At 67.8% G+C, this 10,640-nt stretch carries 12 protein-coding genes, 1 tRNA gene and 1 pseudogene; 6 read left to right on the top strand and 8 right to left on the bottom strand.

Annotation, left to right across the window (positions count from 1 at the left end; all coding sequences use genetic code 11):
* Nucleotides 1–539: 539 nt before the first annotated feature.
* From ACFYZJ_RS39225 to ACFYZJ_RS39215, 3 genes are all read right to left on the bottom strand, one after another.
* Nucleotides 540–1,376, bottom strand: a complete 837-nt coding sequence (locus ACFYZJ_RS39225) for a protein kinase (RefSeq protein ID WP_388577140.1) — start codon at nt 1,374–1,376, stop codon at nt 540–542.
* Nucleotides 1,377–1,445: 69 nt separating this feature from the next.
* A complete protein-coding gene (locus tag ACFYZJ_RS39220; RefSeq protein ID WP_200421731.1) occupies nt 1,446–1,889 on the bottom strand; it encodes a hypothetical protein in 444 nt (147 codons plus the stop codon).
* A gap of 246 nt (nt 1,890–2,135) precedes the next feature.
* The gene (locus ACFYZJ_RS39215) at nt 2,136–2,366 is read right to left on the bottom strand and encodes a hypothetical protein (protein WP_236041814.1); all 231 of its coding nucleotides are present in this window, start codon (nt 2,364–2,366) and stop codon (nt 2,136–2,138) included.
* Nucleotides 2,367–2,485: 119 nt separating this feature from the next.
* On the opposite strand from ACFYZJ_RS39215, the gene ACFYZJ_RS39210 reads away from it, so the two are divergent.
* From ACFYZJ_RS39210 to ACFYZJ_RS39200, 3 genes are all read left to right on the top strand, one after another.
* Nucleotides 2,486–3,229: an XRE family transcriptional regulator gene (locus ACFYZJ_RS39210; RefSeq protein WP_388577137.1), complete on the top strand. Its 744-nt coding sequence runs from the start codon at nt 2,486–2,488 to the stop codon at nt 3,227–3,229.
* A 2-nt stretch (nt 3,230–3,231) separates the two neighbouring features.
* On the top strand, nt 3,232–3,702 hold the full coding sequence (locus tag ACFYZJ_RS39205; protein ID WP_388577135.1) for an NUDIX domain-containing protein: 471 nt from the start codon (nt 3,232–3,234) through the stop codon (nt 3,700–3,702).
* Between the two features lie 454 nt (nt 3,703–4,156).
* Entirely contained in the window at nt 4,157–4,639 is a 483-nt protein-coding gene (locus tag ACFYZJ_RS39200; protein ID WP_388577132.1) for a DUF5994 family protein, read from the top strand.
* Between the two features lie 30 nt (nt 4,640–4,669).
* On the opposite strand, the gene ACFYZJ_RS39195 is transcribed toward ACFYZJ_RS39200, so the two are convergent.
* The 3 genes from ACFYZJ_RS39195 to ACFYZJ_RS39185 all read right to left on the bottom strand — a co-directional run bounded on the left by ACFYZJ_RS39195 (nt 4,670) and on the right by ACFYZJ_RS39185 (nt 7,091).
* Entirely contained in the window at nt 4,670–5,863 is a 1,194-nt protein-coding gene (locus ACFYZJ_RS39195) for a PP2C family protein-serine/threonine phosphatase (protein ID WP_388577146.1), read from the bottom strand.
* 210 nt (nt 5,864–6,073) lie between these two features.
* Nucleotides 6,074–6,319, bottom strand: coding sequence for a hypothetical protein (locus ACFYZJ_RS39190; protein WP_388577143.1), 246 nt, complete (start codon nt 6,317–6,319; stop codon nt 6,074–6,076).
* A gap of 223 nt (nt 6,320–6,542) precedes the next feature.
* The gene (locus ACFYZJ_RS39185; protein ID WP_388577131.1) at nt 6,543–7,091 is read right to left on the bottom strand and encodes a DUF5994 family protein; all 549 of its coding nucleotides are present in this window, start codon (nt 7,089–7,091) and stop codon (nt 6,543–6,545) included.
* A gap of 176 nt (nt 7,092–7,267) precedes the next feature.
* On the opposite strand from ACFYZJ_RS39185, the gene ACFYZJ_RS39180 reads away from it, so the two are divergent.
* Together ACFYZJ_RS39180 and ACFYZJ_RS39175 are read left to right on the top strand one after the other, a co-directional pair.
* The gene (locus ACFYZJ_RS39180) at nt 7,268–7,828 is read left to right on the top strand and encodes a hypothetical protein (RefSeq protein WP_388577129.1); all 561 of its coding nucleotides are present in this window, start codon (nt 7,268–7,270) and stop codon (nt 7,826–7,828) included.
* Between the two features lie 460 nt (nt 7,829–8,288).
* A tRNA-Ser gene (locus tag ACFYZJ_RS39175) sits at nt 8,289–8,373 on the top strand.
* Nucleotides 8,374–8,511: 138 nt separating this feature from the next.
* Here ACFYZJ_RS39175 and ACFYZJ_RS39170 read toward each other — a convergent pair.
* Nucleotides 8,512–9,096, bottom strand: coding sequence for a hypothetical protein (locus ACFYZJ_RS39170; protein ID WP_388577126.1), 585 nt, complete (start codon nt 9,094–9,096; stop codon nt 8,512–8,514).
* Between the two features lie 41 nt (nt 9,097–9,137).
* Here ACFYZJ_RS39170 and ACFYZJ_RS39165 point away from each other — a divergent pair.
* Nucleotides 9,138–9,446: pseudogene (locus tag ACFYZJ_RS39165) on the top strand (GNAT family N-acetyltransferase); the annotation flags it as partial.
* Between the two features lie 540 nt (nt 9,447–9,986).
* Here ACFYZJ_RS39165 and ACFYZJ_RS39160 read toward each other — a convergent pair.
* Nucleotides 9,987–10,163 carry a hypothetical protein gene (locus ACFYZJ_RS39160; RefSeq protein WP_388577123.1) on the bottom strand — a complete coding sequence of 59 codons (177 nt, stop codon included), beginning with the start codon at nt 10,161–10,163 and terminating at the stop codon, nt 9,987–9,989.
* Nucleotides 10,164–10,640 lie beyond the last annotated feature (477 nt).

Genomic DNA, 10,640 nt, shown 5'->3' with positions numbered 1-10,640 from the left:
CCGATACGAGAAACTTGCCGTCCGTTACGAGGCGACCGTGCTCGTCGCAGCCATCAACGAGTGGCTGTGACCAGCACTTTCGCAACACGCCCTAGTCCGAGCACCAGGACCAGGCCGACACCGACCAAGCGAGAAGCAGCCGCCCGACCAGTCCACGTTTCGCAGCCGTTGGCCTTCACAGCCGCAGGCAAGCCCACCTGCCAGGCATCCACGTCGACAACGCCCAGGCCGTGACCGGAGCGAGGGCCGTGACGAGTGGAAGAAGCGTGGCTGAGGCAGGCGGGTGGTTGCTGGAAACACACGTGACGGGTGCTCGTCCGGCGCACCCGCCGTCGTGGCTGACTTTCGGTGGCTCAGGTCAGAGCTCCTCTCCAACTCGACAACCAAGAGCCGGGGTTCGGCAGAACCCGAATTCGAGCAAGCCAACCACCCCGGTACCATCGGCACCGGGGTCCTGATCAGGGCTTCCGCGACCGGACCACCCGAAATGCTGTCCAGGCTGAGGGGTGGTCCGGTCTTCTAGTTCGTGGGTCTACGGTTCAGCTCAGCGCCTTACCGACCTCATAGATCGTGGGCCTGTCTTCGGGCGCCGGGCTGAGCATGGCGTCGATCAGTTCGCCTAGCTCGCCATCCACCTTCACGGGCCGACGCTTGCCGCTTGCCACTGCCCTTCTCTGCTTGGGGCGCGGTGCGTCGTCCGGGTACTCGACGGCCCGCCAGCCCGTGGCGGAGATGAGCAGTGACGCGCCGAGCGCATAGATGTCGGCTTCCTGCGTAGGCTCTGCCTCTCCGGTCGCGAGCACGCTGCGGGCGATCTCCGGAGCCTCGTAGTGGACGAGGCAACCGCGGAAGGGGAAGTCGTACCCCTCGGGGATGCGTCCGCCGCGCGCCAAGGCCAGATCGATGAGGTGCGTCCGCTCTCGCCCGATGATGAAGTGCGCGGGCTGCACGTCGCCGTGGGCCCAGCCCTTGCCATGCAGCTCGGCCAGCGCCTCTACGCAGCCGAGGGCCACACTGGTGTTCGGTTCCACACGAGAGTCCGGCTCGCGACAGGGCTTCCACAAATCGTAGAGGTCGGGCCCGTCGCGCCAAGGCTGGAAGTTCCAGGTGCCACGCTCCCATTCGCCGTACGCGAAGTCATCGAGGCCGAGCCGGTACAGCACGGCCCCCTCGCGTGCGGGGGCGAGTGCAGTCCAGGGTTGGGCGGGCCAGTCGGCCGTCGCCTCGATCGGGTAACCGACCTTCACGGCGTACTGCCCCCGATGACTCTCGACCTCCCAGACCATCGAGCCCCGGCGGTTGACGACCAGGCGCTGAGTCTTGGGCATGAGTGCGTCCAGCACGACGATCGGCAGTTCGGGGGGTGTCCCGGACAACGTCTGTTCTCCTTCCGGGCAACGCGGCCGCCCCCGCATCGAGGCCGGCCGCGTCACTGTGTCGTGTCGCTACGCCTGACCGTACGGACGGCCGCAGTCCGCGTCGCACTGCGCGAGGTTGGTGCCGTCCACGGTCCAGAGGTCGTCGAAGACCATGAACCCGGCCGCCTTCATCGCGTGCGCGGAGGCGGCGACCTTCTTCGGGTCACGGGGCCCTCCGCCCGGCATGGGGTTGTGGTGGAGGAAGCGGCCCGCGTACCGGTCGCAGAGAGCGGCGTACTCCTTCGTGTGCAGGATGAGCGCGTGCAGACCGAGGTCCACGTCGTCCGACGGGACCATGGGGACGGTGGCGGTCGCGGCGGTCACCACGAAGGCCACCGCCTGGTCCGCGATCCGCTCAGCCCGCTCGCGGGACTGCCCGTTGTGGACGATCACGAAGTGGGTGAGGCTGTCGAACAGCTCCTCACCAGCCACCACGCGGCCGGTCCTCTGGTCGTTGGCCGTTGCCGTCATGCGAATACTCCTCGAGTGTCGCTGTGCTCTGGCACTTGCGCCCGCATCGGTCGCCGAGGCACGGCCTATGACGACCGGGGGATGGAAGGCCGACCCCGAACGGGGAGGGGGAGCCAAGGAAGGTGGCACCCCGTTCGGGGCGGCCGGTCTACTGGCCGATGCCGAGGGCCACGCCGATCACCAGGCCACAGGACCCGCTGATCATGATGATGAACAGGACTCCCGCGTACCGGCCGATGGCGCGCATCACAGCCCGTCCCGGCTGTTGCCGTTCCTGATGGCGAGGCGGGCGCTCAGTTCCTCCCGCGCTGTCAGCGCCACCACGTTGTCCGGCCGAGCGTCCCACTCGACGCCGCCACCGATGGGCCTTATCTGCACCCGGGCGCCGACCTCACCCATGACGACGCCGATTCGTCCACTGGCAGTGTCTTTCGCCAGTTCACCGATGCCTGGCCTGGTCTGCTGGTTGCTCGCCATGCGGATGAGCATCCCGTCGCCCATCAGGACGTCGGAACCACCGACAAACCCCACTTCGGGACGTCCCGCGTCGGGTAAAACGTCCCTAGTGCCGTCCCCGAGTGTTGGGAGAGATTGGGATGCCGAACGAGAGGTTACGTGCTGCCATGGCGGCCGGCGGTTGGACGTACGCCGCCCTTGCGGAGAAGGTCGAAGTCGATCCCAAATCCGTTGAGCGATGGGTCAATCTGGGGCGTACGCCGCGCCGTGCCACGGCCATGCTGGCAGCGGAAATACTAGGAGAAGACGTGCACGCTCTATGGCCTGCGCTCCGGCAGGCACGTCCTGCCCGCGCCGTCAGTCCGGAACTTGTGGCTCTCTACGACCAGCGGGCGGACGTCCCCGTGTCCACCTTCGTGGACATGCTGACCCAGGCCCGCGAGCACATCGACGTGTTGGTGTACGCCGCCGTCTTCCTGCACGAGGCGTACCCGAGACTCAACGAGCTCCTGAGGGAGCGAGCGGCCGAGGGCTGTACAGTCCGGATCGCACTCGGCGACGCGGACAGCTCAAACGTCCAACAGCGGGGCGGTGAAGAGAAGTTCGGGCACGGTATCCAGTCCCGTTGCCGCCTCGCGCTGATGCACTATCGCCCACTTGTCGGGGTACCTGGCATCGAGGTACGGACCCATGCCACCACGCTCTACAACTCGATTTACAGGGCCGACGATCAGGCACTGGTCAACGCTCACGTCTGGGGCGTGAACGCTTACGGTGCCCCTGTCTGGCACCTGCGCCGGAGTAGGGAAGGCGGCATGTTCGATACGTACGCTGACAGCTTTGCTGCGGTATGGGCGACCGCGACGCCAGTCCAAGAAGGGTGATCATGGCACGGACCGAGTATTACGACGACCCAGACGCCCCCAAGCCCAACAGTTTGGTCGTTGCGGCATCCGCCGTGGTCACTGACGAGGAAGGACGCATTCTCCTGCAGCGCCGACGAGACAACGATCTCTGGGCACTGCCCGGCGGTGGCATGGAAATGACCGACTCGCTACCGGGAACCGCCGTCCGCGAGGTGAAGGAGGAAACGGGCCTGGACGTGGAGATCACCGGGCTCGTGGGGACATACACCGACCCACGCCACGTCATCGCCTATACGGACGGTGAGGTGCGTCGACAGTTCAATGTCTGTTTCACCGCCCGAGTGATCGGCGGACGACTTGCGATCTCGGATGAGTCCACGGAGCTGCGGTTCGTCCAGCCGGAGGAGATCGATCAACTGCCGATGCACCACACGCAGCAGCTTCGGATCCGTCACTTCTTGGAGCACCGTGAGCGGCCCTATCTCGGCTGATCTCAACGGCCTCTGACCGGGTAGTTCGGTCAGGGGACGCCATGTTGTGGGCTGTCCGTGAGTGCCTGTCGTTCCCCGCTCGGTCGGGCACAGGGAGGGGCACGGGGCCTTCTGATCCGTAGCTCTATAGAGGTCAGTCAATGTGTGCTTTGGTGCGACACCCGAGGGGGCAGGCTGGCACCGTGGTTGACCGGTCTTGAGGGCACGCTATGGGCACGCTGGCGACTAGCCAGCTGGCTCATCAAGGGGCAGGCCACTCGGCTTCGCCCATGCACCGTCACCGTCCGACACGCTCCACCAAGGGGAGACCCGCCCGGTCGGCGCGCTCACACGGGGCCGGCGCCTCCCTGCCCACCTCGCACCACCACGATGGCCGGTCGACGACAGAGGAGTAGCGTGGGAGGAGCGAGGCGAATCCCGTGTTCGCACCAGTTCCCGAAGACGGGTGCTCCTCATGACCAGCTCGGATACACCGCCTGATTCCCGGCGTCTGCCCAGCGGCGTTCACACGGCGGTGCGGCCGGGGTGTGCATTGCTCCGGCTGCAGACGACGGAGTCGCGGGAAGGTGTCCTGGATGGTGCGTGGTGGCCGCGGTCGCGCGACGTCGGTGCCGAGCTGCCCGCGCTGCTGAGCGCCCTCACCGCGCACCTCGGGCCCCTGACCCGCGTCGGGCTGGACGCTGCGGCCTGGCAAGGGCTCCCGACGCGGATCGTGGTCGACGACCGGGTGGTGCACATCGACTCGTTCCCGGTGGGTGACGACACCGTCCTGATCACCCTGGGCGACCAGGGCCTCTTCTCCCTGCTGGTGGTCCCGCCGAACGCGACACCCGAAGCGGCCCGTGCCGCGATGGCCCAGGCGGTCCGGGCAGACAACGTCAGCAAGGCGGAACAGATCCTCATCGATACGGGGAGTGGGCAGGAACCGTCGGACTGATGCGCCGCACCTCAACCGAGGCCGGTGAGGTCAGCCGCGCCACTCCACCATCAGCAGCGTCGCGTCGTCCGTGGTGCGTCCGCCCCGCGCCCGCTTGAGCGTGTGGGACAGGGAGCGCGCCACCGCCCGAACCCCGCGGCCGGTCCTCTCCAGATGGTTCACACAGTCGATCAGCTGGTTCTCCCCGAACTCCTCCCCGCCGGTCCTGTGCTCCTCGACCAGTCCATCGGTGAAGCAGAGGACGCGGTCCCCGCGTTCCAGCCCCAGCTCGCTGATCCGTGGCTCCGCACCACCCAGGCCGACCGGGAGGGTCGTCGGGGCCGCCAGGCGGCCCGCGACGCGGTGGTTGCGGACGAGGATCGGCGGCGGGTGCCCGGCATTGACCCACTGGATCCGACCTGTCGTCGTGTCCAGCTGCATCATCTGCGCGGTGGCGAAGTGCTCAGGACCGAACTGCTCCGCCACCGCGCGGTCCATGAAGTCGTAGATCTCCGACAGCCCGATGCCGGCGCGGCGGGCGTGGCGGTAGGCGCCGATGGCCACGGTGGCCATCGTGGCCGCGTCCAGGCCGTGCCCCATCGCGTCGATCATGACCGCGTGGAGGACGTCCCCGTTGAGGGCGTAGTCGAAGCTGTCACCCCCCACGTCATAGGCGGGTTCCAGGATTCCGGCCACGGCGACCCTGGGCATGATCATCGCCAGCGGTGGCAGCAGGGACCACTGGATCTCCGCGGCGACGCTCATCGGTTCATCGCGTCGGGAGCGGAAGAACAGGTCGGAGTAGCCGTGCTTGGTCACCAGGAGGTCGGCCACCAGGCCGGAGATCCTGTGCAGCAGGCGGCGGTCGTGGTCGTCGACGCTGTCCAGCGTCACTGCCATGATCCCCACTTGGTCACCGCCGTCCAGCAGCGGCAGGAGGACCCGTACGCCGGCGCCATCGGACACCTCGACGGAAACCGCGTCGAGAAAGCAGCGGCCCGCGTCGGAGTCGTCGATCACCTGTGGCTCCCCGTCCGCGAAGCCCTCGCCGGGCAGGGGCACGAGCATCAGCTGGCCGTAGTCCTGTAGCAGCACCTGCGGACGGCGGGCCCCCAATCGCTCCATCACGTCGGCGACCAGGGGGCCGATGAGATGGGGAGGAAGCTCGTGCGCGCGGTCGAGAACCGCTCCCAGCAGTGCTTCCCCGAAGCTCTCGGAGCGGTCCGCGCGCCGTCCGGGCATCATCCGTTCACCCGCCATGATCCGCGCCTATCGGTTGCGGCGGGGTGGGACGACGAGGAGATCGCTCGTGCCATGTCTCCACCGGGGACATCAACGACCGGACCGGTCGGCCGGTCACCTGGGCCCGACCGCGTCGGGCCTCTCACCTGAGTCCGGGCCTCCTTCCGACTCCCATGTGGCTTCTCCGTCGAGACCGTTTTCGACGAGTGCCGGCTAAGTGTGATCGCCCGAGGAGGACCGGCTGGTCACCAGCCAGGAGCGCGCCGGCTCCGCCATGCGCGTGGTGTCCACGGTGAGGTGGAGACATGTTCCGCCGTCGGCGCCTGCTGGGTAGCTGCGCTGTTCGGTGGAGTCGAAGCAACGGCGGAGGACCTCCGCGACATGGCGAGCCGCGTCCGGGGTCGCGGCGATGATTCGGACCTGCGCGTGCCCGGTCGGCGGCGGTTCCAGTGACTTCATGGTGCCCTCTCGATCCTCGAAGAGTGTGCCGTCGCCAGGGGGCCCACCCGAGGTGGCCGCCCTTGGGCTCTTCCGGCTCCGCCGACCGATTCCCGGTAGGTCGTCGCTGTAGTGGAACGCACCGATCCTTTCGGCATGCTGCGCGTTGAGCCGGTGGATCAGGAACACTCCCGCGATGATCACGACGATGAGCACGGCGACCATGACGACTGTCTCCACGTCCTCACCTCCTCGGGGCGGAACTCAGGCGCCCAGCCGTCGAAGCGGCTCCGCCGTCGGTCTCCCATTCCTCTTCCCGGCTCCGGATCTCTGCCGCGTCGCAGCGCATGGCCTCGTCGGCCATTAGACCGCTGGCGGTGCGGAGGCTTCCCGGAACGGCTGCTGCCGCCATCAGCCGGTCGGCGGCGGCCGGCTCCGTCTCCGGCGGGATCACCAGCAGGTCCAGGCGGCCCATCGTGTAGGAGAGGAGGATCAGTTTGTTCGGGTCCTGCTCGGCGGCGAACCAGCCGACGTGCACGATGTGCCCGATGACAGGCACCCTGCGCGGGATGACGGGCCAGTGGGCCGGGTTCACGATGGCGCGGGTGATCCGGCCCCAGCGCGCGTCCAGCGCGTCCGCCAGAGCGGGGATCTCCCGGAGGAGATCGCCGGAGCGGGGCCACCAGGCACCGTCCAGGAGACCTGGAGCCGAGGTCGGCGGGGTCAGGGAAAGCCGGGCCGGCGCTGAGGACAGCCGCTCTTCGGTGATCGCATGGTCGATAGTCGCGGTCATGACGCGGACCTGTCCCCGGGGCTGGTCTTCGACGTCCCGGTGTTGTTGCTCGCCAGGAACGACACCGACATGGCGGCCGGTGTGCGAGGTACTCCCGGTGCTTTCACTCTACGCCGTTGCGAGGCCCCGGGACGCGCACGAGGTATTTTCCCGAGAGGGCACGTCCGGAGCCGCTGGTGGGCGGCGCCGGTGCGGCCCGTGCTGCGATGGCCAGGGCTGTGCGGGCCCCGGGCCGGCTGGGGCCCGGGGTGCCTAGGCTGTCACCGCTATGGAAGGACGGTGCCACGGATGCTGACTCCCGGACCAGGGCCGCGATCGAGGAGCACTGGCGGGCCTCGGAACACGGGGACACCGAAGCCGAGCACGCCATCTACGCCACGGACGCGATCCTGGACTACCCGCAGTCAGGTGAGCGGTTCCGGGGCCGAGAGACGATCTCGGCGCAACGCGGCGGGCACCCGGCCGACCGGCACTTCACCCTCAGGCGGATCACCGGCCATGCGAATCTGTGGGTGAGCGAATGCCTCATCGCCTACGACGGTGTGCCTTCGTACTCGGTGAGCATCATGGAATTCGCTGATCAGCACGTGGTCCACGAGACGCAGTACTTCGCCGACCCCTTCGGCGCGCCGGTCTGGCGGGCCGCTCGCGGAGCCGATGCCGGGCCGGACCATCGCCGGAGCCTGATTCTTGGTCTCGCTCGGGTCAGCCGGGTGACCAGCCTGTCAGTTTGCTGAAGTTCCAAGAACTCCTATAGCGATGACTTCAAGCACCTCCAGCAGATGAGCGCGCATGCGAGGGCGAGGAAGGCTTCATGGATGTCGTGGCGGATCTCCCATGTCGTGGTCGTATCCGCGGGCGGCCAGCACCACGTCCGGGCGGGGCCTGGCCGACCACGCTTACTGCGCACGGGCGGCACGGCTTGGAGGAAGGCGGAGCGCCCGCCCAACAGCCCGCCCGATCCTACGGATCAGAAGGTCGCCTCTACCTGGCTACTCGCGAGCCCTCCTCGCCTGATGCTGGCACAACCCTAGGCTTGCACCAGTCGGGCAAGTGCCGCCGGTCAAGGGTCTGAGCGAAGCGGTGGCCCCGGGAGTAGGCGAAGCAGAGCCAGTGGACCCCGTGTGGACCACGAGCCCCGCGCGAGGCCGGAGCCCGGTACGCTGTACCCGCTCCGCCCCAGGTGGGCGGAAGCGAGGTGGGTTGCCCGAGCGGCCTAAGGGAACGGTCTTGAAAACCGTCGTGGCGCGAGTCACCGTGGGTTCAAATCCCACACCCACCGCTTCGCAGGTCAGATGCTTGCAGGTCAGAAGGGGTGCCACTCTCCGGAGTGGTACCCCTTCCGCATGCACCCTGTCTCACCCTGATTCGGCGGTATCCCACCTCTGACCAGCCCGTGCGGCCAACCTGCGGCCAGGATTCACGGGGCCTCGGACTCGCTTTCCTGCTCCGCCAACCCCTGTTCGATCAGCGCGTTCATCCTCGTCTCTTCCCCATCCAGAACCTTGGCGTAGTAGCGCTGAAGCACAGCGACACTCTGTCCCGCGCGGCGGGCCGTCTCCGCGAGGCTCACCCCGGAGCGGAGCCAGAACGACACACAGGCATGCCGCAGGTCGTATGGGATGCGGGCCAGCGGAGAGGCGACCTGCCCAGGGGTGAGCGCCTTCTTGCGGGCCTCTTTCCACACTGCGCCGTACTCCTGTGACCGAACCGGGCCGCCGCGTACGGCGCTGAACAGCCGGCCATCGGCCGTGGTCCCGAACGTATCGATGTGGCCCCGCAGGATGGCGACCAGGACCGGCGGAATGGGCACTGGCCGCACCGCACGCCGGGCCCGATGCTTCAGTTGCCGCTCCTCGTACGGCTTGCCGTCATCCGTCCATGCGGACCCTACCTGCGGCCGGGCGCCCGCGAGCATGAGCCGTCCCCACCCCTCCGACGGAAGTTCGCACTGTTCGGCGCTGAGCATGGACACTTCTTCGGGCCGCATCGCGGCGTAGTACATGCATGCGAAGAAGGCGACCAGGTGAGCACCGCGGGGACCCCAACAAGCTCACCGTTGCCCGCGAGTACGCCGGGCAGAACCTTGGTGGCCGGTTGCTCGATTGGGCGGGTGACCGCGCGCACTGTGCGGGGGCCCGGTGGCTCCGGCTGGACGCGTGGACGACAAACGAGGTGCTCCAGCGGTACTACCTCGCACGGGGCTTCACGCACGTCCGTACGGTCCGGGAGGGCGCTGCGGTGAACGGTGGACCACGGGTCTCCGGATGGCTCGCACAGCGAGCTGCACGGCCCGCAGATCACGGATTCACGGACCGAACGCCGGCGCCCAACCGTCTCCCATCTGTGGCCTGAGATGCCCTTCCCGACCTGACTCTCGACCTGCCTACCCTGAGGGGCCCACAAGACGCGAGGCTTGAACGCGCCGAAGAATCGCAGAATAGACGCCCCTCGATTTCGGAACCTCACATTATCGGCGCGCGCCTTATCGACCGCGTCGCGCCTTGTTGAGGCCGGGCCACCCGTGGATCGAAATCAGACCGGAGTCCGGTTCAGCGAACTAACACGGACTCCGGCATGTGAGGGGTTCACCTGGTGAGGAGTGGACGCCACGTGCGCGATCTGTCAGCGATGAGATGACCTCTCGCTGGAACAGATCAGGTCAGCCCTATACCGGCGCGCAGTACACCGTGACGGTGCCGGATGTGACCCCCAGCGGAATGGGGGACGTGGGGGTGACCGTCACTGCGTTACCGATCACGGCCACAGTGACCGCGAGGGCGGTGCCATTGGCGACCAGGCTGGCCGAGACCGGAGTGGTGCCGGCGGGGCAGGCCACGGGGCCAAGAGCGCCGAGGCTGCCTGGAGTCAAGGTGACCGCCAGAGGGACGGTCGTCAGAGTGAGGCCAGGTCCGGCGGGGCCCTGCGGACCAGCGGGGCCCTGCGGACCAGTCGGACCTTGCGGACCAGCGGGGCCGGCCGGGCCCTGCGGACCAGCGGGGCCGGCCGGGCCCTGCGGACCAGGCGGACCCTGCGGGCCGGCGGGGCCGGGTCGGCTGTTCCCACAGTCATCGTTCCCGTGTCCGTCCGACAACAGTCGGCAGTCGCTACCGGAGGGGTGCGGGTCCTTCCCAGGAACATGCGTGGCAGTGACGGCGAATGCAGGGCCCACCATGCCCGTCAGCGCCAAGGCGAGGGAGGCCGTGGCACTCCCGACCAGCCACGTGGCCCGGCGCCGAATCGGCCCCAATGAGGACCGTTTCCTCTCGTCGAGATTCATTAACTCTCCTTCTACAGGAAGCCGGAGCGCGCCCTTCTGGGCCGGCGGCGACCAATATCAGATGGCCACTAAACGCTCGATCACAGAGTTACCGAATGCCCCGATTGAATGGACAGCGTTTCGAACACTACCGCTCCATTTCCCCCCAAATGATGGCTCGTCAGGCCGAACGGCCTAAGGGCTTGCAGATCATTAACACGTTGTTTTGATCATGCTGCTGGGGTCGCCACTCAGGGCTTGAACCCGAGCCTGAAGGGCTGTGAGGGCGG

This window comes from Streptomyces sp. NPDC001848 (assembly GCF_042891915.1).
GTDB lineage: Bacteria > Actinomycetota > Actinomycetes > Streptomycetales > Streptomycetaceae > Streptomyces.
Note: the sequence above shows the minus strand (reverse complement) of the source record. Positions and strands in the feature narration are given on the sequence as shown.

What these genes read in the sequence shown, in the direction of transcription:
- ACFYZJ_RS39220 (WP_200421731.1), bottom strand. Translation starts at nt 1,889, where the DNA reads ATGACGGCAACGGCCAACGACCAGAGGACCGGCCGCGTGGTGGCTGGT.
- ACFYZJ_RS39205 (WP_388577135.1), top strand. Translation starts at nt 3,232, where the DNA reads ATGGCACGGACCGAGTATTACGACGACCCAGACGCCCCCAAGCCCAAC.
- ACFYZJ_RS39160 (WP_388577123.1), bottom strand. Translation starts at nt 10,163, where the DNA reads ATGACTGTGGGAACAGCCGACCCGGCCCCGCCGGCCCGCAGGGTCCGC.
- ACFYZJ_RS39170 (WP_388577126.1), bottom strand. Translation starts at nt 9,096, where the DNA reads ATGTACTACGCCGCGATGCGGCCCGAAGAAGTGTCCATGCTCAGCGCC.
- ACFYZJ_RS39200 (WP_388577132.1), top strand. Translation starts at nt 4,157, where the DNA reads ATGACCAGCTCGGATACACCGCCTGATTCCCGGCGTCTGCCCAGCGGC.
- ACFYZJ_RS39215 (WP_236041814.1), bottom strand. Translation starts at nt 2,366, where the DNA reads ATGGCGAGCAACCAGCAGACCAGGCCAGGCATCGGTGAACTGGCGAAA.
- ACFYZJ_RS39185 (WP_388577131.1), bottom strand. Translation starts at nt 7,091, where the DNA reads ATGACCGCGACTATCGACCATGCGATCACCGAAGAGCGGCTGTCCTCA.
- ACFYZJ_RS39190 (WP_388577143.1), bottom strand. Translation starts at nt 6,319, where the DNA reads ATGAAGTCACTGGAACCGCCGCCGACCGGGCACGCGCAGGTCCGAATC.
- ACFYZJ_RS39195 (WP_388577146.1), bottom strand. Translation starts at nt 5,863, where the DNA reads ATGATGCCCGGACGGCGCGCGGACCGCTCCGAGAGCTTCGGGGAAGCA.
- ACFYZJ_RS39210 (WP_388577137.1), top strand. Translation starts at nt 2,486, where the DNA reads ATGCCGAACGAGAGGTTACGTGCTGCCATGGCGGCCGGCGGTTGGACG.